Annotated in this window: 18 protein-coding genes and 3 pseudogenes; 10 read left to right on the top strand and 11 right to left on the bottom strand. The window is 68.8% G+C overall.

All coding sequences use genetic code 11. From position 1 onward, the window contains the following. The first annotated feature begins 62 nt into the window (after nt 1-62). Entirely contained in the window at nt 63-536 is a 474-nt protein-coding gene (locus tag B0675_RS27790; RefSeq protein WP_241540028.1) for a MarR family transcriptional regulator, read from the top strand. 221 nt (nt 537-757) lie between these two features. Here B0675_RS27790 and B0675_RS27785 read toward each other — a convergent pair whose 3' ends face one another. The 3 genes and pseudogenes from B0675_RS27785 to B0675_RS27775 form a co-directional block, all read right to left on the bottom strand. Further along, a complete protein-coding gene (locus B0675_RS27785) occupies nt 758-1,318 on the bottom strand; it encodes a CGNR zinc finger domain-containing protein (protein ID WP_081222346.1) in 561 nt (186 codons plus the stop codon). A gap of 122 nt (nt 1,319-1,440) precedes the next feature. Further along, nucleotides 1,441-2,001 carry an NAD(P)H-dependent oxidoreductase gene (locus B0675_RS27780; protein ID WP_081222345.1) on the bottom strand — a complete coding sequence of 187 codons (561 nt, stop codon included), beginning with the start codon at nt 1,999-2,001 and terminating at the stop codon, nt 1,441-1,443. 133 nt (nt 2,002-2,134) lie between these two features. After that, nucleotides 2,135-2,568, bottom strand: a pseudogene (locus B0675_RS27775) (alpha/beta hydrolase); the annotation flags it as partial. 418 nt (nt 2,569-2,986) lie between these two features. On the opposite strand from B0675_RS27775, the gene B0675_RS27770 reads away from it, so the two are divergent. Next, nucleotides 2,987-3,682 carry a type 1 glutamine amidotransferase domain-containing protein gene (locus B0675_RS27770; protein ID WP_081222344.1) on the top strand — a complete coding sequence of 232 codons (696 nt, stop codon included), beginning with the start codon at nt 2,987-2,989 and terminating at the stop codon, nt 3,680-3,682. A gap of 100 nt (nt 3,683-3,782) precedes the next feature. On the opposite strand, the gene B0675_RS27765 is transcribed toward B0675_RS27770, so the two are convergent. Then, complete coding sequence (locus B0675_RS27765) at nt 3,783-4,238, bottom strand: MarR family transcriptional regulator (protein WP_081222343.1); 456 nt, start codon at nt 4,236-4,238, stop codon at nt 3,783-3,785. A 105-nt stretch (nt 4,239-4,343) separates the two neighbouring features. After that, entirely contained in the window at nt 4,344-6,269 is a 1,926-nt protein-coding gene (locus B0675_RS27760; RefSeq protein WP_081222342.1) for an N-acetylmuramoyl-L-alanine amidase, read from the bottom strand. 770 nt (nt 6,270-7,039) lie between these two features. On the opposite strand from B0675_RS27760, the gene B0675_RS27755 reads away from it, so the two are divergent. Both B0675_RS27755 and B0675_RS27750 read left to right on the top strand, forming a co-directional pair. Continuing rightward, nucleotides 7,040-7,804 carry an SDR family NAD(P)-dependent oxidoreductase gene (locus B0675_RS27755; protein ID WP_081222341.1) on the top strand — a complete coding sequence of 255 codons (765 nt, stop codon included), beginning with the start codon at nt 7,040-7,042 and terminating at the stop codon, nt 7,802-7,804. Nucleotides 7,805-7,853: 49 nt separating this feature from the next. Then, nucleotides 7,854-8,108, top strand: a complete 255-nt coding sequence (locus B0675_RS27750) for a hypothetical protein (protein WP_107482859.1) — start codon at nt 7,854-7,856, stop codon at nt 8,106-8,108. Between the two features lie 38 nt (nt 8,109-8,146). On the opposite strand, the gene B0675_RS27745 is transcribed toward B0675_RS27750, so the two are convergent. Further along, on the bottom strand, nt 8,147-8,659 hold the full coding sequence (locus B0675_RS27745) for a BlaI/MecI/CopY family transcriptional regulator (RefSeq protein ID WP_081222340.1): 513 nt from the start codon (nt 8,657-8,659) through the stop codon (nt 8,147-8,149). Between the two features lie 152 nt (nt 8,660-8,811). On the opposite strand from B0675_RS27745, the gene B0675_RS41555 reads away from it, so the two are divergent. Next, nucleotides 8,812-8,988 carry a hypothetical protein gene (locus B0675_RS41555; protein WP_164369763.1) on the top strand — a complete coding sequence of 59 codons (177 nt, stop codon included), beginning with the start codon at nt 8,812-8,814 and terminating at the stop codon, nt 8,986-8,988. A gap of 155 nt (nt 8,989-9,143) precedes the next feature. On the opposite strand, the pseudogene B0675_RS27740 reads toward B0675_RS41555, so the two are convergent. After that, nucleotides 9,144-10,196, bottom strand: a pseudogene (locus tag B0675_RS27740) (AI-2E family transporter); the annotation flags it as partial. Between the two features lie 358 nt (nt 10,197-10,554). Here B0675_RS27740 and B0675_RS27735 point away from each other — a divergent pair. The 3 genes from B0675_RS27735 (at nt 10,555) to B0675_RS27725 (ending at nt 14,202) form a co-directional block, all read left to right on the top strand. Further along, nucleotides 10,555-11,016, top strand: coding sequence for a universal stress protein (locus B0675_RS27735; RefSeq protein ID WP_081222338.1), 462 nt, complete (start codon nt 10,555-10,557; stop codon nt 11,014-11,016). A 106-nt stretch (nt 11,017-11,122) separates the two neighbouring features. Next, complete coding sequence (locus B0675_RS27730; protein WP_081222337.1) at nt 11,123-11,860, top strand: beta-phosphoglucomutase family hydrolase; 738 nt, start codon at nt 11,123-11,125, stop codon at nt 11,858-11,860. Further along, a complete protein-coding gene (locus tag B0675_RS27725) occupies nt 11,857-14,202 on the top strand; it encodes a glycosyl hydrolase family 65 protein (RefSeq protein ID WP_081222336.1) in 2,346 nt (781 codons plus the stop codon). Before B0675_RS27730 ends, B0675_RS27725 begins: the two co-directional genes overlap by 4 nt. A gap of 247 nt (nt 14,203-14,449) precedes the next feature. Here the strand turns inward: B0675_RS27725 and tnpA are convergent. Continuing rightward, a pseudogene (tnpA, locus tag B0675_RS27720) lies at nt 14,450-14,814 on the bottom strand (IS200/IS605 family transposase). 72 nt (nt 14,815-14,886) lie between these two features. Between tnpA and B0675_RS27715 the strand changes: the two are divergent. Next, a complete protein-coding gene (locus B0675_RS27715) occupies nt 14,887-16,113 on the top strand; it encodes an RNA-guided endonuclease TnpB family protein (protein WP_081222335.1) in 1,227 nt (408 codons plus the stop codon). Between the two features lie 56 nt (nt 16,114-16,169). Here B0675_RS27715 and B0675_RS27710 read toward each other — a convergent pair whose 3' ends face one another. Continuing rightward, on the bottom strand, nt 16,170-17,783 hold the full coding sequence (locus tag B0675_RS27710; RefSeq protein WP_241540027.1) for a glycerol-3-phosphate dehydrogenase/oxidase: 1,614 nt from the start codon (nt 17,781-17,783) through the stop codon (nt 16,170-16,172). Between the two features lie 941 nt (nt 17,784-18,724). On the opposite strand from B0675_RS27710, the gene B0675_RS27700 reads away from it, so the two are divergent. After that, nucleotides 18,725-19,786, top strand: coding sequence for a GlxA family transcriptional regulator (locus B0675_RS27700; protein ID WP_081222332.1), 1,062 nt, complete (start codon nt 18,725-18,727; stop codon nt 19,784-19,786). Between the two features lie 159 nt (nt 19,787-19,945). On the opposite strand, the gene B0675_RS27695 is transcribed toward B0675_RS27700, so the two are convergent. Beyond that, nucleotides 19,946-22,702, bottom strand: coding sequence for a multifunctional oxoglutarate decarboxylase/oxoglutarate dehydrogenase thiamine pyrophosphate-binding subunit/dihydrolipoyllysine-residue succinyltransferase subunit (locus B0675_RS27695; protein ID WP_277625260.1), 2,757 nt, complete (start codon nt 22,700-22,702; stop codon nt 19,946-19,948). 216 nt (nt 22,703-22,918) lie between these two features. After that, nucleotides 22,919-24,034: a tellurite resistance/C4-dicarboxylate transporter family protein gene (locus B0675_RS27690; protein WP_241540026.1), complete on the bottom strand. Its 1,116-nt coding sequence runs from the start codon at nt 24,032-24,034 to the stop codon at nt 22,919-22,921. Nucleotides 24,035-24,172: the final 138 nt, after the last annotated feature.

Raw genomic sequence — 24,172 nt, 5'->3', positions numbered from 1 at the left:
CATGTGCTTGATGCGGCAAGTATTACTCGACATGATTGACACGTCAAATAAAGAGGTGATCAGTGGTGAATGAACGGCGGAGCCTGTATCCCGACGCCGAGGAGCTACGGGTCTGGCGCGACTTCGTCGAAACCGCGCAGGCACTCCATGACGAGCTTGCCGCCCGGCTGCAGCAGGATTGTTCCTTGTCGCCGGGCGACTACGCGGTGCTGCTGGCGCTCAGCGAAGCCGCCGGTCGCAGGCTGCGGTCGTCCGATCTGGCCCGGACCATGGGATGGGAGCGCAGCAGGCTGTCGCATCACCTGGGACGGATGGAGCGCCGCGGGCTGATTCGCCGGGACAGGTGTGCGACCGACAGTCGGGGTGCGGAGGTGGTGCTCACCGCCGAGGGCGCCGACGCCTTCCGGGCGGCCTTGCTGCCGCACCTGCGAGCGATCCGCGAGGTCTTCGTCGACTCGTTGAGCCCGGAGCGGATCGTGGCCGTCGGTGACGCCATGGCCGCGTTGCGCGCCGCGCGGGGGATCCACCGCGGCTGACCCGGCACGCCCCAGGTTCCGACCCCGGCCTGCTCGCGAAGCGGTCCGGCGGGCGACCGTTTTTCACCGCGCCGCAGGGGCACGTCCATGAACTCGACAAAGCGATGGTGACGGCCAAGCCTTGACGACTGCGACTGCGACTGCGACTGCGACTGCGACTGCGACCGCGCAGCGATGGCGACGGGGTCTCAGTGAAGGTCGATCAGCGCACGTCCCGCCCGTCAGCCGGAGACGGGCGTGGTCTCTTTCTTACGGGCGCGGTAGGCGGCCGCTTTGATCTTGTTGCCACAGGACTCCATGCCGCACCACTGTCGGCGCATCCCGCGTGAGCGATCGATGTACGTCCGCGTGCACTCGGGGTTGCCGCACTCCTTGAGCAGGGGCACGTCCGGCCCGCTCAGCAACTCGATCGAGAGCCGCGCCACCGTGGACAGTGCTTCGTCGGGGGTCGCCGCCGTCCAGCGCCCGGACGGGGTGAGCTGGGGCACGGCCGGCGACTTGCGCGCGGCGCTGTTGACCACGGCGAGGGCCCCGTGCCCGAAGTCCTCACCGAGCCGACGCGCTGTGACCAGCTCGTAGATGGCCTCACGGAGGGCCTTCGCCTGCTCCACGTCGGCGCTCCGGCCGGGGGAGACGGCATCGACGACGCCGCTCTCCGTGTACCAGGCGTCCAGTCTGTCCGGCGTCGCGAACATCTCGAACCGCGCCGATCGCCGGGCGCGCAGGGTCGCGGCGAAGTCGAGGGCCGGATTCCCGCAGACGAAGACGTGGTCGAGGTTCACATCACGAGTCTGGCAGGTGACTGTAATGACTGCCAAGGCATGCCGATGGAGGCCGACGCGCGGAAGGGCACGTCGACCTCGCGGCTCACACCTGGCCCGCCGGCGCTGGCCGTCCCGGTCCGTCAGGCGGCCCGCAGGGGAGCGAGAGCGTTGGCCCACGCCACGACCTGGTCCAGGGTGGTGACGAGTGTGTCCCGCTGGATGTCGGCCGGTGTGAAGGTGGAGAAGTTCTCGAAGTCGGTGAACAGTGAGAGGGCCACCTGGGAGCGGACGTCGGCCAGCTGCAGCTCGCCCGCTATGCCGCGCAGGTGCTCCACGGCACGGGTACCGCCGACGCCGCCGTAGCTGACGAAGCCCACGGACTTGTTGTTCCACTCGGCGTAGAGGAAGTCGATGGCGTTCTTCAGGGCGCCCGGCACCGTGCGGTTGTACTCGGGGGTCACGATGACGTAGCCGTCGAAGGACGCGATCGCCTCGGCCCATGCCTGGGTGTGCGGCTGGGTGTAGTTGCCCATCGACGGCGGGTAGGCCTCGTCCAGAAGGGGGAGCTTGTAGTCCAGCAGGTCGACGAGCTCGAACTCGGCGTCGGTGCGCTCGGTGGCGACTTCGTGCACCCAGCGGGCGACGGCCTCGGCGTTGCGGCCCGGCCGGGTGCTGCCGATGATGATTCCGATCTTGGTCACGGGAAGACCCTTTCGTGCAGACAGCAGCGGCTGATCGACACACTGCCCTAAGTACTTGCTTAGCGAAGTATGCAACTTAGTGATTGACGGGTCAAGTAAGTGTCGTCGGGTCCGCTGTGGGCCGGCCGTGGGCTCAGAGGCGGTCCGCGTCGACGACGGCCCGGGCGAAGGTGGCGGGCGCCTCCTGCGGCACGTGGTGGCCGATGCCGGCCGGCGTCCGGTGGTCGTACGGGCCCGTGAAGCGGTCGCGGTAGGCGGCGCCGTTCCCCGGCGCGGCGAACGGATCGCGCTCGGGGCCGAGGGTGAAGGTCGGTACGGTGATGACGGGGCGCGTGGCGAGGACCTTCTCGTAACGGTCGTGACGGGGATGGTCAGGCGGCCCCGCTCGGTGCTGAAGTACCACTGGTACCACCAGGCGTACTCCGCCCGGGGTGTCAGCGGCTTCTTCTGGGCCTCGATGTTCGTGATGAGGTAACCGCTCACGGACACAAGGGCTTTGACGCGCTCGGGCCGCAGGGCGGCGATGATGTCCGCGGTCCGGGAGCCCCAGTCGAATCCCGCGAGCAGGGTCGGTGGGGGCGTGGGGAGCCGCTGCGTGTGCGACCTGACCGTGGCACAGGCGCCGTCACCGGTCAAGCAGGTGACGGTGATCTCCCGTTGTCGTCACCCCTCCTGGGCGTCGCCACGTCCGTGTCGTCGCGTGCGGCCGACGCGTGGGCCGCACGCGGGCACCCCTTGGAGAGGGCGGGGATCTCTTCTCGTTCTCCAGCCGCGGGATCAGCCCTCGGTGTGCCCGGACAACATCCCCCGGCTGCGGACAAGTTGAGTGGAGAAGCGCGGTTCGAATTCGTTCGGCAACCGCAATTCCACGCTGCGTGTGCGGATTCGGGGCCCCGTCGGCATGCGCTGGGCCATGGCCGTACCTAGGCTGGAATGCGTCTGAATCCCCCGGACAGATTGTTCGAGGGCGAGGAGGCGGACGGTTATGGCGAAGGTGCTTTTCATCGTGAGCGGTGCCACGTATTGGGTGTTGAAGGACGGGACCCGCTACGCGACCGGCTACTGGGCCGAGGAATTCGCGATGCCCTACAAGGCGATCACGGAGGCCGGCCACGAGGTCGTGGTCGCGACACCCGGCGGCGTGACACCGAATGTCGACATGATGAGTCTCCGGCCCTCCATGGCCGGCGGTGAGGACGGAGCTCTGGAGCTGGAGGAGATCATTCGTTCAGCGGAGGTGATGCGTCGGCCACTGAAGCTGTCGGACGTCCGGCTCGAGGACTACGACGCGGTCTACCTGCCGGGTGGCCACGGTCCGATGTCGGACTTGGCCTTCGATGCCGACGCCGGCCGGCTGCTGACGGCGCAACTCGCCTCGGGCAACCCGCTGGCGATCGTGTGTCACGCCCCCGCGTCGCTCCTGGCCACCCGGATCCACGGCGTGTCTCCCTTCAAGGGCTACCGGGTCACCGGGTTCACCAACGAGGAGGAGGAAGGGGTCGGCCTGGCCTCCCGGGCGCCCTGGCTGCTGGAGGACGACCTGAAGGAGAAGGTGGGCGTCGACTACAGCCGCGGGCCGATCTGGGAGCCGTACATGGTCGAGGACCGCAACCTCGTCACCGGGCAGAATCCGCACTCGGCGGCCGTCCTGGCCGACCGGCTGCTCGAAATCCTCAAGTGAGTACGTCGTAGGGTGACCGCGTGACGCGGCGCGTGAGGCCGGTCGGGTCCCGGCGCCAACTGCCCCGCGCCGACCGGCTGTCCACGGCGGACGGCCCACCTCACAGCGGCGCGATGCGCTGCAGCACCTCCGTGGCGGCGGCGATGTCACAACCCTCCAGGCGCGAGAACACGTGGTGCCGCACACTCGCGAGGTTGGTCGGCCACGCGGCCTTCAGCTGGGTCCACCCGGCGTCGGTGAGAGCGGCGAGCCAGGACCGGCCGTCGTCCGGGGACTTCTCGCGCACGACCAGGGACCGGGCCTGCAGCCGGTTCACCACCCGCGTCATGCCGCTCAGCGACATCCCGCACATGTTGGCGAGTTCACTCATCCGCATCTGGTTGTGCGGCGCCTCGGAGAGGTGCACCAGAACGAGGTACTCGGTGCTCGAAATGGTGTGCTCATCCAGCATGTCGGCGTCGACGAGCCGAGGAAGCAGAGCCATCACGCGGCCAAGGGCCCGCAGGAACGCCTCCTCGTCGCGGTCGAGGGGTTCGATGTGCATCACGTCCGGCATGGCCACAGTCTAGATCTCCGGCACGCGGGGCCCGCGCGGTGTCCGCGCGACGCGGTGAGGGGCCGAGCCCAGTGGGTTCGGCCCCTCAGTGGGTGGACAGGCTGATCAGTTCCCGTCTTCCCAGTGGCGGGACACCGGCGTCGCAGTGACGTCGTTCGCGTAGACGAGTACGACCCGGTGGTTGTACTGGATGGTGTACATCTTCCTGGCGCCGAGGACGACGGTGCCGCTGCTCTTGAAGTAGTCGTCGGTGACGACCGGGGGCCGCGTCGCGACGTACGCCTGGCCTGCCGGGACGGTGTACATGCTCAGCGCGGACTGCGTCGACGGGCTCAGACCGGCCGGGTACTCGGAGGCGTCCGGGTAGCTCTGCCCGTACACGGCCACCGAGGTGCCGCCCGCCGGCTGGATCAGCTTCACGCCGTAGGTGATCTTGGCGTTCACGCCTGCCGGGTTGTGGAACCACACCTTGGCGCCGCTGAACCAGATCGCGGTCCAGTCGCCCCGCACGTCCGCGACGACGAACTGCTGTCCGGACTGGGCGGTGCCGCCCCAGTCGCTGATGCGGTCCGTGCCGTCGCCGCTCCCGTGGATCGCCTGGTCGCCGAAGAGCGGCGCGGTCGCGTCCGGAGCGGTGCGGAGATAGACGAAGTTCGACTCCTGCTGCCGGTCCGTGCACGGCGTCGAGGGGTCCAGCGGATCGTCGCCCGGGCAGACCCGCACGGTCTGTACGTTGTCGGCGAACGTCGGGTCGACGGTCACGACCTGGCCCACGTCGGGGACGCGATGCACACCGCTGTACGCGTGACCGAGCAGCGTCATGAAGTGGTCCCAGTCCCAGGCGTTGCCCGGGTCCCAGTGCATGCCGGAGACGTAGGCGTCGGCAGGACCGGCAACGTTGTCATGGCCGATGATGTGCTGACGGTCGAGGGGAATGTCGAACCGTTCCGCCAGGTACCGGACCAGAGCGGCCGTGGACTCGTACTGGGCCTCGGTGTACCAGGTGGCGCCGTTCGCGGCGTATCCCTCGTGCTCGATGCCGAGAGAGTGCATGTTCGTGGAGTAGTTGCCCGCGTGGAAGGCGATGTCCTTGGTGGGGACCATCTGGGTCACGGCGCCGTCGGACGACCGCATCACGTAGTTGGTCGCCGCGTTCTTGGTCGGGGAGGCCAGGTCCCTGACGCCGGCGTCGTACGTCGACTCCAGGTCGTGGATGACGATGGTGTCGATCCGGATGCCGTTCGCCGGCCGGTCGGACACCTGGAGACCCACCGGGGAGCCGGGCACGAACGTGCACACCACGCTCGCCGGACATTCGGTGTCCGCCGTGTCCGCCGACTTCAGGTGCAGCCGGTCCACCTGCGCGGCCGCGGGGCGAACCGAGTCGGTGGCGCCGAGGCGGACGCGCTGGCCGTCCTGCGTCACGCGGGAGGCGCCCTTGCGGAGAGTGTCGAAGACGCGGTCCGCGAACACCTTCGCGGCCTGTCGCTGCGTCGACTGGCTGTAACGGGCCACGGCGCCATACCACTTGGACGGGTCCGACGGTGTGCCGCCGGCGACCCTCCTCTCGTACGAGGCGAGGAGGGCCGCGCCGCCTCGGATGTTCGCCCCGGGGTCCGTGCGCAGGGTGTCCGGGGACAGTCCCGTCAGCTTCGCGGCGGCCTGCACCGTGTGGAGGGCCGGCTTCGAGGCCAGCGCGGCAAGGTCGTCGCGGCCGGCGGCGCCGGAGCCACCGCCGGCCATCATGGCCGGGGTGACGTCGGTGAGGTGCATGGGCCCGAAGCCGCCATCGGTGCTGTGCCGCGCACCGTGGGACTCCCACGCCGACTCCTGGTAGGCGACGCCGAGCAGAACATCGAGGGGAACGTCGAACTCCGCGGCGGCTGAGGCGAAGTCCTGCTGACGGGTGGTGGCGGGGCCGCTCCGGCTGTCGGCGAACGCGATGGACTGGGGCGCGGCCAGGCCGCTTGCGGCCAGTGCGCCGACCGCCACCACGACGGGGAGCCGCAGTCTTCTGTTCCTCTTGTGCAAGACGAAGATCCTTACGTGGGGTTCGGGTGACAGGGCACGCGATGAGCCGCAACCGGGGAGCCTGGAAGCGCGGTTGAGTTCCTGGTCGGATCCCGAGGTGATGCGCCCTCAAGTCCGGTGACGAGGTGAACCACGGCGGCACGCCTCGCCGTAGTGGACGCGGCGTTCGGCAGCCGTCCTCCGGATGCACAGGTACCTTAAGGGACCGAGTCGGCACGGTCGCACCCGCCCTGTGGTTCGTCCCGGCTACCGCGGTCAACTGGCAGGCCCGTCCGGCACGGTTATCGGGTGGTGGCCCAAGTCGCCCCGGGATCACGGCAGATGAGAGACGTCCCGATGGTCCGGCGGTGAGCGCCGGTCGAGATGCGCACCTCCCTAGTACCGCTTGAGCCGGGCGGGCGGATCCCCGTCGAGGTCGGATCCTGAGCCGGAAACGTCGCTCGAAGTCTTCGGCCTGGGCGACGCGCGCTGAACCTGCGGGTTCGAGGACGGGACGACCACAGCCCGGGTCCCACCTGTCCGCATGCGTCAGGCCCGACTTGTACCTAAGCTGGACGGGACCGGTGGGCCTTGAGCGATCGCGGCCATGGCGAGTGATGACGGCGCCGAGAACTGCCCCCGGGGGCAAGGCGCTTGGCGCTCAACACCGTCGCTTTGACAGCTTCGCCCGGCACCTCGGACCTGGAGACGGGACGCCGGGGCCGAGTCCCGCCGTGCCGAGTCGCGCCGCTTCCCTCCGGTCGACAGCCCGGAACGCAAGGAGAACGGCCATGGGAACACTCGACGGCAAGGTAGCCCTCATCACCGGTACCGCGGCGGGTATGGGCCGTACCGCGGCGATGATCTTCGCCAGGGAGGGAGCGAAGATCGTCGGAGTGGACGTGCAGACCGGCGGCAACGAGGAGACCACCGAACTCGTACGTCGCGCCGGAGGCGAGATGACGGGCATGGCGCCGGTCGACCTCACTGACCCTGACCAGGTGCGACAGATGGTCGACGATGCCGCGGCCGTCCACGGCGGGCTCGACGTGGTGTACAACAATGCCGCCCTGCAGCGATTCGGGCCCATGCCGGGATTCTCCGTGGAGGACTGGCGTGTGACGCAGGCCGGTGAACTGGACATTCCCTTCTTCGTCTCGAAATTCACGTGGCCGCACATGGTCCGGCGCGGGGGTGGCGTCATCATCAACGTGGCGTCGGTGGCAGGTCTCATAGCGGGCTCGACCCCTCCGATGGTCGGGCACACCGCGGCCAATGCCGGCGTCATCGGAATGACGCGACAACTCGCCCTCGAAGGAGCCCCGCACGGGATCCGGGCTGTGGCTGTCAGCCCTGGTCCGGTGCTGACCCCGGCCAGTGACCGGGACCTCGGTGACGACCAGGAGGCGCGGGCCGCCATCGTGAGCAAGACGTTGCTCAAGCGCTTCGCCCGGCCCGAGGAGATCGTGGAACTCGCTGCCTTCCTCGCCTCCGACAGGGCGTCCTACATCACCGGTGCCAACTATGCGGTGGACGGTGGCGCAAGCTCCTGGTGACCTCTCCATCGTCACCACCTTGACAGGTGACGAGCCACGGTTCAGAGTTATGGCCATCCAGGACGCCGACGGACTCGGTTCGTCGGCCGGCCCGGGCGGCGGCAAGGGAGAGGACAGCAGCGTGGACACGGAGAGTGCGATGGACGCGGCGGCGCGGCAGGCCCGATTCGGCAAACTCCCCGAGCGCATCGGCTTCGACCGGATGGTCCAGGAACAGGCGGCGAACGGCCCTGGCGTCGCCCCCTACAACCCTGAAGCCTCCTGGAACCAGTTCTCCTGTCTCGCTCTGGACCTCGGGCTGTGACCCGATCCGGCCTGAGAACTCCGAACGTGACGTGTTCGTCAGTCGGAGTTCTTCGGCCGGGAGGAGACGCGAAGCTCAGGGCGCTTCGCGAGGCTGTACAGCACGGCCCGCTGCTGCTTGTGCCGCTGGACGCGGCCCTTCGCCACCAGTGACTCGAGGGTGTTGCGGACGACCTGAGGTGTCGGGCTGCGGTCCGGATGCCTCGCCAGGAGTTCTTCCCGTACTTCCTTGGCCAGGAGCGGCTCGTCGTGGCCGGCGAGAAGCTCCAGCAGAACACTCCCGAGCAGCGACCGACGCGGCGTCGCCTTGGTGTCGGACGCCGCCGAGGACGCCCGGTCCGCCGAGGACGCCCGGTCCGGCACGGGTGACGGGTCCGGCAGGCCTTCGTACCGCTCGGCCAGCCGCAGGATGTCCATCAGCATCGCCTCTTCTTGCCGCAACGCCGAGATCCTGCTGGTCAGTTCCCTCTGGAGGCGGCGGTTCTCCTCCAGGTCCGACGCGGCCTGCTCGACGTACCGCGACCGGAGGGTGGCGGACGGTCGGCTGGTCACAATCGTTCACTCCTTCGTGTCCATGGATGACGTTGCGTATCCTACCCGTGCATACGTCGATGCAACTTGCCTGAGCAATTACGTCCGGGCTCCACTCCAGGGGGAGCGGGTGGCCGAGTGGCGATCCGTGAAGCCGTGGCTAGGGTTGTCGTATGGCCAGGAACGATGGGAATCAGGGCGCTGCGGACGGGTGGGAGGACCGGGTTCGTACGGCCTCCACGTCGTCCGACCCCGAGGTGGTCCGGAGTCTGGTGCGTGACGTCTACCGCACTGCGCAGGACGAACTGGACGCGCAGCGGGCTCAGGCGGAGTTCGAGCGCGAGGAGTGAGTACGTCCGAACGCCGAGCAGGGTGACGGGCGAGGGACTCCGACACCGACCGGCTGCGGCCTGCTCAGGTCTCGCGTGCAAGGGCTCGGCGCCGGGTGGATGCCGCGGAGCCGCTACTCCGCGCTCTCCCGCTGGTCTTGGCCGTCCCTGTGCAGAAGGTGGCCCGCGACCGTGTTGACCACAGCCACCAGAGGCACGGCCACCACCGCGCCCCCGATCCCGGCGATCAGACCCCCGGCGGCCACCGAGAGAATGACGCCGAGGGGGTGGACGCGCACCGCTCGCCCCAGGATGAACGGCTGCAGGACGTGCCCTTCCAACTGCTGAACGCCGAGGACGATGAGAAGGACCAGGAGGGCGGTGAACACGCCCTGGGTGACGAAGGCGACGATGACGGCCAAGGCTCCTGAGGCGACCGCGCCGACCAGCGGGACGAACGCGGCAGCGAAGACGACGACCGCCAGGGGCACCGCCAGAGGGACGCCGAGGATGTAGATCCCCAGCCCGATGCAGACGGCGTCGATGAAGGCGACGATGACCGTGCCGTGCACGTACGCCGTGAGGGTGTGCCACGCCGGGGGGCCGGCGCCGTCGATCGCGGAGCGGGCGGATGCCGGGGCGAACTTGAGCGCCCATTTCCAGATGCGGGGTCCGTCGTAGAGCAGGAACAGCGTCGAGAACACCGTCAGCAGGACCCCGGTCAGGAGTTCCGCCAGGACTGTGACGCCGTGCAGGCCCGCTGCGGTGAGCTGATCGCTGCTGGACCCGATGCTGTCGCCCAGCTTGTCGGAGATGTGGTCGAGCCGGGCCTCGGTGATGTGGAACGGGCTCTTGAGGAGCCAGTGCTTGAGGTCGTCGACGCCGCTCTGCAGTTGATCCGAGAGGTCGTCCACGTTGTCCATCACCTGCCAGACGACGAACCAGCCGACCAGGCCCAGGAGGACGAACCCGCAGAGGGCCGTCGCAACGGTCGCGAGCCCCTTCGGTACCCGGTGCCTTTGGAGACGGGCCACCGTGGGCTGAAGAAGCGCGGTGATCAGGAGAGCGGCCGCGAAAGACAGCACGATCAGGTGGACGGCGCCGATGACGCGGATCAGCACCCACAGGATGGCCGCCAGGACGAGCAGACGCCATCCCACTTCCGCTCCGACCCGAATGCCCCACGGAACGACGGAGACGGGTTCGGGGCGGCCGGACGCGGACGGCGCGGCTACCGCGGGCGGAGAAGGCGGTGGGGGAGGCGTGGACGGCGGCGCGTCCGCCACCACCTGATCGGCGTCGAAATGCTCCGGCCTCTTTCTGAACCGCACAGGCCGCACCTGTCTGTCGGAAGGGACACGCCATACCCGCGGGAGTGCCGCCGCTGTGGGCGGAATGCTCCGACTGCCGATACGGATACGAATTCAATACCAATGATCAACTGAAGGGCCCCATTCCGGAGGGCGCGGGCCATGGGATCACCTTGATGGGTCAAGTGTGCCGACGACGCCGGAGCCGGGCGCTCGCGGCCGGCCGTTCGAGGCTGCCGGAGCGCTTCCGCCGACGGGAACAGTTAGCCTTTCCTGTGTGACTGACGAGCATCAGGATGTGTTCGAGCGCGGTACGGACGGACCCCGGGTCGTTCTCGCGGGCGTCGACGGGTCCGAATCCTCGTGGCGGGCCGCGGCCTATGCCGCGGGCCTCGCGCGCAGACAGAATTCGGATCTCGCGCTGGTCTACATTCAGCCCTACATGGCGGCGAGCGTCGCCGCCGGTGTGAACGCCGCGGCGTTGACCGAGGAACTGGCCGAAGAGGTCGCGGGCGAAATCAGGAAAGCGACCGAGAATCTGCAGGCTCTCGGAGGGGTCCGATGGGCCTTCCACACGTTCCGGGACGATCCCTACAACGGGCTCGTGTCGGCAGCCCGTGATCTCAAGGCCGACACCGTCGTGGTCGGCGCCTCCGAGTCCGCCGGACACAGACTGATCGGCTCCATGGCCGTCCGCCTGGTCAAGCGCGGCCTCTGGCCCGTCACCGTGGTTCCGTGACCGTCGGCCTGCCCCTGGTGTGAAGACCGTGGTGGCTCCGGCGTCAGGCGGGTGAAGGGCATCGGCGACAGGCATGGAGGGGGACGGGTCAAGGAAGGACCGCTTGATGACGAACCTCGGCCTCCCCACCGGAATTCAGGCGTGTCTGTTTGATCTCGACGGTGTGATCACGCGTACCGCCGGTCTGCACGCCGCGGCGTGGAAGGACATGTTCGACGAGTTCCTGGAAGCCCGGTACGGTCCGGAATTCCGTCCTTTCGATCAGGCCGACTACGACCGATACGTCGACGGTAGGCCCCGCGCGGACGGAGTGCGGACCTTCCTCGCCTCACGCGACGTGGAACTGCCCGAGGGCAGTCCGGGCGACCCGGCGGACGCGGACACGGTCCGGCGCCTCGCGGAACGCAAGAACGAACTACTGCTCGCACGGATCCGCCAGGACGGCGTCCAGGCGTACGACGACTCCCTCGACTACGTCAGAGCCGTCCGCGACGTCCCCCTGCGGACCGCGGTCGTCTCCTCCAGCAAGAACTGTCAGGCGATGCTGAGGGCGATCGGTGCGGAGGAACTGTTCGAGGTCCGTATCGACGGGACGGTCGCCGAGGCACGAGGCCTGCCGGGAAAACCCGCGCCGGACACCTTCCTGGCCGCCGCCCACGAGCTGGGAGTCGCGCCCGCGGCCTGCGCGGTGTTCGAGGACGCACTCGCGGGGATGGAGGCCGGTCGGTCGGGCCACTTCGGCTACGTCGTCGGAGTCGACCGAGCCGACCAGGCGGCAGACCTGCGATCGCACGGCGCCGACACCGTGGTCGAGGGACTGGGCGCCCTGAGGGAGACGCGATGATCACACACCCCGCGTACACCGTCGATCCGTGGTCCCTCCACGAGCGCGGCCTCCAGCTCGACATGCTCGCGCAGAGTGAATCCGTCTTCGCCCTGTCCAACGGCCACATCGGATGGCGCGGGAACCTCGACGAAGGGGAACCGCACGGCCTGCCCGGCTCCTACCTGAACGGGGTCCACGAACTGCGGCCCCTGCCGTACGCGGAGGCCGGGTACGGGTACCCCGAGTCCGGCCAGTCGGTCATCAACGTCACCAACGGGAAGATCATCCGGCTGCTCGTCGACGACGAACCCTTCGACCTGAGGTACGGCACCCTGCGCTCCCACGAGCGCACGCTCGACCTGCGCTCAGGACTGCTGCACCGCGTCTGCGAGTGGACCTCTCCATCGGGGCACACCGTCCGGGTGAGGTCCACCCGCCTGGTGGCCTTCTCCGAGCGGGCCATCGCGGCCATCCGCTTCGAGGTGGAAGCCGTGGACGCCGAGGTACGTCTCGTCGTCCAGTCCGAACTCGTCGCCAACGAGGCGCTGCCGCAGGGCTCCGGCGACCCCAGGGCCACATCGGCGATCACGGCGCCACTCGTCGCGGAGGAGGACTTCGCCGCCGGGATGCGGCTGCGCCTCGTCCACACGACCGAGCGCAGTCGCCTGCGGGTCGCCGCCGCGGCCGACCACCTCGTCGAAGGACCCGCCGAGACACAGACGTCGAGCGAGAGCGACGCCGACGTCAGCCGGCTCACCGTCACCTCGCAGGTCGCGCCCGGCCAGTCACTGCGGCTGACCAAGTTCGTCTCCTACGGATGGTCTGCGGAGCGGTCCCTGCCGAGCGTGCGCGACCAGGTGGACGCCGCCCTCGCCGGCGCGCGCAGCACGGGCTGGGAGCAACTCCTCGCACAACAGCGCTCGTACCTCGACGACTTCTGGGAACACGCGGACGTCGAGGTCGACGGCGACCCGCAGATCCAGCAGGCCGTCCGCTTCGGGCTCTTCCACGCGCTCCAGGCGGGAGCCCGGGTCGAGGGGCGCGCCATCCCGGCGAAGGGCCTGACCGGCTCCGGCTACGACGGGCACTGCTTCTGGGACACCGAGGCGTTCGTCCTGCCCGTGCTCACCTACACCCATCCCGAAGCGGTGGCCGACGTCCTGCGCTGGCGACAGAACACCCTCCCCGCGGCCCGCGACCGCGCCCTCCAACTCGGCCTGCGCGGCGCCACGTTCCCCTGGCGAACGGTGACCGGCTCCGAGTGTTCGGCCTACTGGCCGGCAGGCACCGCCGCCTTCCACATCAACGCGGACGTCGCGGACGCGGTGACCACCTACGTGTCCGCCACCGGCGACGAGGACTTCGCCCGCGACACCGGCGTCGAGATCCTGGTGGAGACCGCCCGCCTCTGGTCCTCCCTCGGCCAGACCGACGCCGACGGGACGTTCCACATCGACGGTGTGACCGGACCCGACGAGTACAGCGCCCTGGTCGACGACAACGTCTTCACCAACCTGATGGCACGCTCCAATCTGAGGACCGCCGTCGCCGCCGTCCAGCGCTACCCGGAGCAGGCCGCCGCGCTCGGCGTCAGCGCGGAGGAGACAACTGCCTGGCGGCTGGCGGCCGATCGGACGCACATCCCCTACAACGCCGACCTCGGCGTCCACGAACAGCATGCCGGGTTCACCCGGCACGAGAAGTGGGACTTCGCGGAAACACGGGCGGACCAGTACCCGCTCCTCCTCCACTACCCGTACTTCGATCTCTATCGCAAGCAAGTGGTGAAACAGGCAGACCTGGTTCTCGCCATGTACAAGTGCGGAGACCTGTTCAGCGACCAGGAGAAGAGGCGCAACTTCGCCTACTACGAGGCGCTCACCGTCCGCGACTCGTCCCTCTCGGCCTGTTGTCAGGCCATCATGGCGGCCGAGGTGGGACACGTGGACCTCGCCTACGCGTATCTCGGCGAAGCGGCCCTCATGGATCTCGACGACCTTGAGAACAACACACGCGACGGGCTTCACATCGCCTCGCTCGCGGGCTCCTGGCTCGCCCTGGTCGCGGGCTTCGGCGGCATGCGGCAGAAGGGGGCGATGCTCACCTTCGCGCCGCGCCTGCCCGGTCAGTTGAGCCGTCTGGCGTTCAAGGTCCAGACCCGGGGGCGCTGCCTTCGCGTGGAGATCGACTCCTCCGCCGTCACCTACACCCTCACATCGGGGGAGCCGCTGACCATCGCCCACGACGGAACGCGGCTCACGGTCTCCACCACCACCTCCCGGCGCATGCCGCTCCTGGTCCACGCCCCCGAACGCGCCCCCGAGCAACCTGAAGGCCGCCGCCCCGCACAACGACCCTGAGCCCGGCATCGCTCGGAACGATGCCGGGCTCGACGCCGGGACGGTGTGGCGTCGTGGCCGCCCTGGGCCGACGCGGCTACCGGAATTCATTCGCAGTGCATCGGCCTTCAGGCCGGTGGTGGAGCGAATCTGATGGTGGCGACGCGGAGCGTCGCGGATTCAGGGCCGGCGGAGCCGGATACCGCAAGGGCTTTGCCTGGGGGTGCGGAGCGTCGCGAGGGCTGGTCCCGGCGGTGCTGGGTGGTGCTCACACCGGCCGGTTTTGCTGTTCGATGTACTGCTTGACCACGCTGAGCGGGGCGCCGCCGACGGTTCTGGCGAAGGAGGAGGACCACAGCTTGTTGGCCCTCCAGTAGTGGCGTGCCAGGTCGGGGAACTCCTGGCGAAGGCGGCGGGAGGAGACGCCCTTGAGGGAGTTGACCAGTTTGCTCACGGCGACCTTGGGCGGAAAGCTCACCAGCAGGTGGACGTGGTTGTTGTCGCCGTTGAACTCCACCAGGTCACACTCGAAGTTTGTACGCACCGACCGCATGATTTCTTCCATACGCTTCACGTGGGCATCGGTGAACACCATGTGCCAGAACTTTGAAGCGAAGCCATGTGGACGTGCATCACGAAAGCGGATTCTGGCCTTTTCCGATCTTCCGTCTATCGGCTATAGCCCAACTGTGTAGCGTGATGGTTGTGCAGCTTCGGTACTCCTTCCGCCTGTACCCGGACATCAGCCAACAGGAAGCGTTGGCGAGGGCGTTCGGGTGCGCCCGTGTCGTGTTCAACGATGCGGTCCGCGCCCGTGAAGAGGCTCGTAAAACCGAGCAGTCGTTCCCGACGGGTGCAGAGTTGTCGAAGAGACTGATTACCGAGGCGAAGCGGACGGTGGAGCGGTCGTGGTTGGGTGAGGTTTCTGCGGTGGTGCTTCAGCAGTCTCTGCGGGACGTCGAGAGGGCGTATCGCAACTTCTTCGCCTCCCTCAAGGGCGATCGCAAAGGCCCCCGCATCGGGCGTCCTCGCTTCAAGTCCCGCAAGGACAAGCGGCAGTCGATCCGGTTCACCGCCAACGCCCGCTGGAACATCACCGACAAAGGGCGCCTGAGTCTGCCGAAGATCGGTGCGGTGAAAGTGAAGTGGTCCCGCACGCTGCCCACCACGCCGTCCTCCGTCACCGTGATCAAGGACGCGGCCGGGCGGTACTTCGCCTCCTTCGTCATCGACACCGCCCCCGCTGTCGATGCGACCCGGATGCCTGACACCGACCGCACCGTCGGCATCGACCTCGGCCTCACCCACTTCGCGGTCCTCTCCGACGGCACGAAAATCGACTCACCGCGGTTTTTGCGGCGCGCGGAGAAGAAGCTGAAGAAGACCCAGCGGGAACTGTCCCGCAAACAGAAAGGGTCGAAGAACCGGGACAGGGCCCGCCTGAAGGTCGCCCGCGCCCACGCCACAGTTGCTGATGCACGCCGCGAGTTCCACCATCAGCTCTCCACCAAGCTGATCTCCGAGAACCAAGGGATCGCCGTGGAGGACTTGTCGGTGGCGGGACTGGCCCGCACCAGACTGGCCAAGAGTGTGCACGACGCCGGATGGGCATCGTTCATCAGCATGCTGGAATACAAAGCAGACCGGTACGGACGGACCCTGGTCACGATCGGCCGGTTCACGCCGACCTCCCAGACCTGCTCGACCTGCGGCGTCAAGGACGGGCCCAAGCCTCTCAATGCCCGGGAGTGGACGTGTGCCGCCTGCGGCACCGTCCACGACCGGGACCACAATGCCGCGATCAACGTGAAGATGGCCGCCGGACTGGCGGTATCAGCCTGTGGAGCGCCGGTAAGACCAGGAGCAATCCCGGCACAGCGCGAAGAAACAGGAAGCCACGGATTCCCGACCCAAGCCCGTGCCGCCGCGTAGCGGCACAGCAACGATCGAGAAGGCCAGAATCCTCGGGCTTCAGCCCGAGGAGCAAGTCAATTCGCGTGCAGCAGGTCCTCCACCTGGCGGCGGATGTCCTCCGTGGCCAGGCCGCGGATGGTCAGGGTGGTGCGGCGGCGCAGCACGTCGTCGGCCGTCTCGGCCCATTCGTTGTCGCGGGCGTAGACGACCTGCGCCCAGATCTCCGGGGCGTCCGGGTGGATGCGTTCGGCGAGTTCGGGGTTCTCGTTCGCCAGGCGCGCGATGTCGAAGGCCAGCGAGCCGTAGTGGGTGGACAGGTGCCGCGCGGTGTCGGCGGCCATGCGGGGGCCGTCCGCAGGGTGGTCGATGAGGAGGCGGTGTGCGACGGCGCGCGGGTTGGCGATGCCGGGCAGCGGCATCTTCTTCGGCAGCTCGGAGATCGGCTCGATGCCCTCGCCCAGCGGGTGGCCGGGCAGCGTCTCCAGCTTCTTCATGACGGTGCGGCCGATGTGCCGGAAGGTGGTCCACTTGCCGCCCGCGACGGACAGCATGCCGCCGCGGCCCTCGGTGACGACCGTCTCCCGCTTGGCCTTGGAGGTGTCGCCGGGACCGCCCGGCAGCACCCGCAGACCGGCGTACGCATAAGTGATGAGGTCTCGGGACAACTGTTCGTCCCGCACGGACAGAGCGGCTTCGTCCAGGATCTGTGCCGTGTCCTTCTCGGTGACCCCGACGTCGCCCGGGTCGCCCTTGTACTCCTCGTCGGTGGTGCCGAGCAGGAGCATGTCCTCCCAGGGGAGGGCGAAGGTGATGCGGTACTTGTCGATCGGGGTCGCGAGCGCGGCCTTCCACGGCGCGGTGCGCTTGAGGACCAGGTGCGCGCCCTTGGACAGCCGGACGGAGGGAGCCGCGTTCGGGTCCTCCAGCTTGCGCAGGTGGTCGACCCACGGCCCGGTCGCGTTCAGCACCAGACGGGCGTCCACACCGAACTCGTCCCCGGAGCGCTGATCCCTGAGTTCCGCTCCCGTCACCCGGCCGTTCGTGAAACGCAGCCCGGTGACCTCGGCGTAGTTGAGGACGGAGGCTCCGGACTCGACGGCGGCGCGGAGGGTCATCAGGGCGAGCCGGGAGTCGTTCATCTGGTCGTCGCCGTAGACGGCGACGGCCTTGAGGTTGTCGGTGCGCAGCTCGGGCACGCTCTCCGCGGCCTTGGCGGGGCTGAGCAGGTGGCCGACGCCGTCGCCGAAGGCGGAGAGGGCGGAGTAGGCGAAGACGCCCGCTCCGAGCTTCGCCGCGCCGTGCGGCCCGCCCTTGTACACGGGGAGGTAGAAGGTGAGCGGATTCGCCAGGTGGGGGGCCACCTGACGGGAGACCGCACGGCGCTCGAAGTGGTTCTCCGCCACCAGCTTCACCGCGCCGGTCTGCAGGTAGCGCAGACCGCCGTGGAGGAGCTTGGAGGAGGCGGAGGAGGTGGCGCCGGCGAAGTCACCGGCGTCGACCAGGGCCACCCGCAACCCGGACTGCGCGGCGTGCCAGGCGGTGGAGATGCCCAGGATGCCGCCGCCGATCACGAGAAGGTCGTACGTCGCCCTGGAAAGCTGCTCCCGGGTCTCGGCGCGGCTCGGATTGGGAGCGTAGGTCAGGTGTGTCCCCAGGGCGGGCAGACGTGCTTCGGACGAGTCGTTCACCGATATCTCCTTCTGCCGCTTGGCAACCCGAAATGCTGGGGGACGCCCATGAGAAAGCGAGATGTCGAATCGGCCGGATGGAATCCGGCGTTCGTCATTCATTGTAATTGGACCTTCACACGGCTGCCTGTACAGGAAGTGATGGGAAGGTCCTGGTCGCCGGCCGGCCAGGACCTTTGCCGTGTCCTGATTCGAGGGCCTTTCGTCCACCGGGACGGCGATCGCCAGCCTCGGTGAACGGGTTACGTGGTCAGGTCGTGGTTCGGCGACCGACGGGTCGACTCTCGGGAACGCGTATGTCTGAACGGAATCCTGCGGACAACACCGGGCGGGACGATTTCCCGACGCTCCGGGCCTTGGGGCACTTGCACGGCACGTTGCGGACGCGGCACGGTCTGTCGCTCCTCGACTACCTCGCTCTCGGATTCCTCGCCGAGGCAGAGGGCGGTTCCGCGTCGGTGGCAGAGCTGAAGGCCTTTCTCGGCGAGTCGGGAGACCGGGTTTCCTACCTCCTGAGAGGCATGCAGGGCCTGGGTCTGGTCGATCGCCGTCGTGGCGACAGGGACCGACGGAACGTGAGGGTCACGTTGACTCCGGCCGGACGGGCCAGGTTCGTGGACGTGGAGAGGACGGCGAACTCGATCGTCCGTACCCGTCCGGTGGCTGGGCCGGCCACTCCGTGTCCTGCGGCGTCGACCCCCGACGGCGTTCACTGAGAGGCTGTGCCTCCCAGCAGGGAGCGAACCACTCGTGGCCGCGGTACGGGCCACAGGCGCATAGTTGGTGTGTGGCCGTCGGCGTACACGGCGACGTCCGTGCCGTGCTGCTCGCCGCCGTTTCTCCGTGTGCTCCGTTCCGGAGGGGCGACGTGCCGACGGACGCGCCGCCCTCGACCACGGAGCGAGCTCGTGTTCACGCCGCGGACTGCCGGGAGGCCTTCGATGAACCGCAAGCGCCCTGGAGCGGATCCGATCACGGTGACGGTGTTCGTCTTCCCAGGGGTGCGGCTCCTCGACGTGACGGGCCCCATCGAGGTGTTCACGACGGCCAACGAGTTCGGCGGACGCTACCGGGTGCGGATCGCCTCGGAGGACGGTTCGGCGGTGATGAGCTCCGCCGGGACCCGTCTCGGCGCCGACCTCTCCGTAGCCGACGTGCGCGAACCCCTGGACGTCCTGGTCGTGCCGGGCGGTCCGGAATGGGAATCGCTGATCAAGGACGACGCGCTCCTGGATGTCGTCCGGAGCCTGAACGAGAAGAGTCGCTGCACGGCGTCGGTGTGCACGGGAGCGTTCCTGCTGGCCGCGGCCGGGCTGTTGAACGGACGTCGTGCTGCCACGCACTGGCGGCATTCGCGGCAACTGGCGCATCGCTATCCGGCTGTGCGGGTCGACCCGGACGCCATCTTCGTGCGGGACGGGAAGATGATGACGTCGGCAGGTGTCAGCGCCGGTATCGACCTGTCGCTGGCCCTGGTGGAAGAACACTACGGTGCGGAGGTCGCCCGCTCGGTCGCCAAGGACATGGTCGTCTTCATGCAACGGCCGGGTGGTCAGTCCCAGTTCAGTGTCCGCGCGCGGACCTCGCACACGACCCAGGACGTCCTGCGTCGGCTCCTGGACGCCGTCGCCGAGGATCCGGGGGCCAATCACACGCTGGCCGCCATGGCTTCCCGGGCGGGCATCAGCGTCCGTCATGTGACGCGGCTCTTCCACGAGGAGGTCGGAACCACTCCGGCCCGCTATGTCGAACAGGTCCGGCTCGAAGCGGCGCAGGCGCTGTTGGAGACGAGCGACGACTCCATGCCGCTCATCGCCCGGCGCACCGGATTCGGCTCACCCGAGTCGCTGCGCAGGGCGTTCGTGCGGAACCTGGGTGTGACGCCCGCTGCCTTCCGGGCCAGTTTCCGGACGACGCACGCGGGCGAGCGGGATCTGGTGCCCGCAGTGTTGCCTCCGCGTCCGGTGCACGATCGACCGGTGACGGAGTCGGCGGCGAACTGATCCTCCGCCCCCCCCCGTGGCGCGACTGAGCGGTACGGGGCATGGTGTGCCGCCACCGGCAGCGGGCCCTCCGCGGAACGCGGTCCGAGGAGAGCCCGCCGGGGACACATACGTCGTACGGCGCGGCGGCGTTTCTTCGCGGGGCCGTCGGCGGAGCGGTCAGTCGAAGGCCGACAGCACGAGATCCCTCTGTTCGCCCGCGTGCCGGCGGGCGGAGCCCACGGCGGGGGCCGGCGCCTCGGGGCGGCTGACACACACCGCGGGCCGGCCGGCCAGCCGTTCCAGACGGGGCGCGACGAAGGACCATGCTCCCTGGTTCCGGGCTTCTTCCTGCACCCATCGCACCTCGGCGGCGGCGGGGAAGCGGGCGAGTTTCTCGGCGATCTCCTCCTCCGGGAAGGGATAGAGCTGCTCGAGCCGGACGATCGCCGTGTCCGCCAGGTCCGCCTCCCGGCGGTGGGCGTCCAGGTCGAAGGAGACCTTGCCCGAGCAGAACAGCACGCGCTCGACCCGGCCGGCGTCCACCGTGTCGTCGCCGACGACCGCACGGAACGCACCGTCGGTGAACTCCGTCAGGTCCGAAATGGCCGCCTTGGACCGCAGCATCGACTTCGGAGTGAAGACGACCAGAGGCTTCTTCCGGCGTCCGAGGGCTTGGCGACGCAGCAGGTGGAAGTAGTTGCCGGGCAAGGAGGGCATGGCGACGGTCATGTTGTCCTGCGCGCACAGCTGCAGGAATCGCTCGATCCTTCCGGAGGAGTGATCGGGGCCCTGTCCTTCCAGACCGTGCGGCAGCAACAGGGTCAGACCGGAGCGCTGACCCCACTTCTGCTCGGACGACGAGATGTACTCGTCGATGACCGTCTGGGCTCCGTCGGCGAAGTCGCCGAACTGGGCCTCCCACAGCACCAGGGCGTCGGGCCGTGCCAGTGAATAGCCGTACTCGAAGGCCAGCGCGCCCATCTCGGACAACGACGAGTCGTAGAGCGCGAGTTCGGCGGCACCGGAACCGAGGGAACTCAGCGGTGTGTGCTCCAGACCGGTGTGCCGGTCGGTGAGCACGGCGTGCCGCTGCCCGAACGTGCCGCGGCGGGAGTCCTGCCCGGCGAGCCGCACCGGGACCCCGTCCATCAGCGACGAGCCGATGGCCAGTGACTCCGCGGTGGCCCAGTCGATGGTGCCCTCGTCCAACATCGCCGAACGCCGCCGGAGTTGGGGAGCGACGCGTGAGTGGACGGTGAACCCCTCCGGCGTGTCCGTCTGCGCGGCGACGATGTGCCGGGCCGTGGCCTCCGTGATGGCGGTGGACACCGCGGAACGTGCCGCGTCCTGGTCGTCCGCCGGTTGTCCGGACGCTGGGGACCGGGCCGCCGACAGTGCCCGCGTCTCGGTGAAGGCCCGCTCCAGGTGACCCTGGTAGTCCCGCAACGCGCCTTCCACCTGGCGCTCACCGATGTCTCCCCGGCCTGTCAGCGCCTCGGCGTACAACGTGCGCACCGAAGGCCTGTCGTTGATCCGGTCGTACATCGCCGGCTGCGTGATGGACGGGTCGTCGACCTCGCTGTGCCCATGGCGCCGATAGCAGATCAGGTCGATGACCACGTCCTTGTGGAACGTCTCCCGATAGTCGAACGCCAGCCGGGCGACCCGCACGACGGCCTCGGGGTCGTCGCCGTTGACGTGGAAGATCGGCGCGTCCACGGACCGGGCGACGTCCGTGGCGTAGGTGCTGGAACGGCCGAAGGCGGGCGAGGTCGTGAAACCGAGCTGGTTGTTGATGACGACATGGACCGTCCCCCCGGTGCGGTAGCCGGGCAGCTGCGACATGTTCAGCGTCTCGGAGACCACGCCCTGGCCGGCGAAGGCGGCATCGCCGTGGAGGACGATCGGCAGGACGGGGCCGGCTGCTCCGTCCCGCACGGCCTGGTCCTGCTTGGCGCGCACCACGCCCTGTGCCACCGGCCCCACGACCTCCAGGTGCGAGGGGTTGGCCACGACGGAGACGGCGAGCGACCGGCCGTCCAGGGCACGGTACGTTCCCTCCGCGCCGAGGTGGTACTTCACGTCGCCCGATCCCTCGACGGACCGGACGTCCGTGGCGTCCTCGAACTCGTGGAAGATGTCCGCGTACGACTTGCCGATGATGTTGGCCAGGACGTTGAGCCGGCCTCGGTGGGCCATGCCGATGACGGCTTCGCCCATGCCCTGCCGGATGCCGCGCAGCAGCAGGGCGTCGAGCAGCACGATCGCCGACTCGCCGCCTTCGAGCGAATACCGCTTCTGGCCCACGTACTTGGTCTGCAGGAACGTCTCGAAGGCTTCTGCCGCGCCCAGCCGGTACAGGATGTGCAGCTGTTCGGCGACGTCCGGCCGGGCAGAGGCCGACTCCGTCCGCTGCTGGACCCAGAGGCGCTCCCGGGAGCCGCGGATGTGCATGTACTCGGTGCCGACGGAACCGCAGTAGAACTCCCGCAGGGCGCTCAGCACGCTGCGGAGCGTCATGGTGGTCCGGCCGGTGAACCCGTCCACGGCGAACTCTGCGTCCAGGTCGTCGTCGTGGAGGCCGAACGCCGTGATGTCGAGATCCGGCCGCGCGGTCCCGTGCCCGTTCGAGATCGGGTCGGTGTCGGCCGCCAGATGCCCGCGCGCTCGGTAGGCGTCGACGAGTGCGGCGACGCGGACCGCCTTGATCGCGGAATCGCCGGACTCGCCGGACTCTTCGGGAGCGGGTGCCTCGCGGCTCTCCGCACGCTGAGCCGGAAGGGAGACGGGGGAGGCGAAGAACTCCCTCCAGGTCCGGCCCACCGACTCGGGGTCGTGCAGGTAGCGCTCGTACTGTTCGTCCACGAGCCATTCGTTGATGCCGAAGTCCAGCCCCTTCGGGGCCGCCTCCGCGGCACGGGATTGCGACGCCACGGTGTGGATCGCCTTCTTTCCTCAATTCGGAACGACCGACGGCCGGCACTGGCGGAGTCCGGAGGTCACCCGCAGTGCTCGCGGGCTTCGTCTTCGCCGGACGTCCGTAGTGGGAGCTGGGCATTCGCCCGTGTCGGACCACCGACCCTATGCTTTCGGTGCAGTCCGGGTGGATAGCCCTGAATGCCATATCGACGGCAGATCAGGACATTGCCGCTAGGGGTGCTGGGAAGCGGCCTGTCGACGGCCGGACGCGAGACGGGGGCGGACCGCGGCGACGGCCATGGCGATGATCACGACCGCCCACACGCCGACGGCGACCCAGATCTCCCCACGGCCCATCGCGGTCATCCATGACGTCCCGGTCACGCGTCCCAGTTCGTGCGTGGCGACCCCGTACATGCCGATCGGGAAGACCAGGTTCCACCAGCCGAACTCGTAACGCAGCGGAATCCTCCGCACCCCGTGGCGCCACACGCCCAGGGCCAGCAGCAGGGGGATCAGCCAGGTGGCGAACGACCAGAGGACGACCGACCAGCCGGTGAGGACCGCGTGGGGGAGGAGCAGGCTGTCCGGTGGCAGTTCGAGCAGCCTCGCCCCGGCGAGCACACTGATCGCCGCCGCGCCCATGAAGATCCACAGTGACGTCATGAGATCCCCGGGCGCCACCGGCCGCACGAGCAGCCTCGCCAGGACGATCCCGGCGACCAGCAGGTACTGCACCAGGGCGATGGCCCAGCACACCACGGCCACCACCGGCAGGAAGTCGCCCGAGGTCACATGCGCCAGGGAGGCCGCCGCCACCGCTATCGAGTCGGAGCCCACCGACCAGAGGAACCAGGTGCCGTTCACCTGGTCGAGCGAAGGGCGCCGCCGGGTGGTGGTGATCAGGGCCAGGGGAACGGCGTAGCCGAGGAACAGCCACACCGCCGCTCCGAACGCCAGAAACGCCTCGGCGACTGCCGTGTGTCCGCTCGGGACCAGGCGTGCGGCCAGGACATCGGGGGCGATGGCGATGGTGAGGAAGGCGAAGGACCGGGGTCCGAGGAGACCGACGGCGAACTGCTCGGGCCGGTGCAGCAGCCGCCGACCGTAGGCGGGCAGGAGGACCGCGAAGCCCGCGAGACCCACCCAGAGAAGTGCCGCCGAAGCGGTGCCGGCGCCGTTGACGTACAGCGCCGTGGACACGATCCCCGTACCCATGACGAACGAGAACGCTCCCGGGTTGAGGTTCGCCACGGCGGAGGAAAGCATCGCCCGGTATCCCTCGGGGCGCGCGTCAGGCTCGATGGTGGACACCTCAAGGCCGTTCGCCGAGGACGGTTCTGTCACCGTCAACTGGTCCTGGCACGTTCGACGTGAACACCGATTCCTCGATTCACCGGTTCAGGGATGGCCGCACCGCGTGCACCGGCCCCCGCGCGCGGCCTCGGCGGCCAGGACCGCGAACCTCACGCATCGCAGGCGGGA

Source organism: Streptomyces sp. M41(2017), assembly GCF_002078175.1.
Lineage (GTDB): Bacteria > Actinomycetota > Actinomycetes > Streptomycetales > Streptomycetaceae > Streptomyces.
The sequence above is the reverse complement of the archived record's forward strand: the minus strand, read 5'-3'. Positions and strand labels throughout refer to the sequence as shown.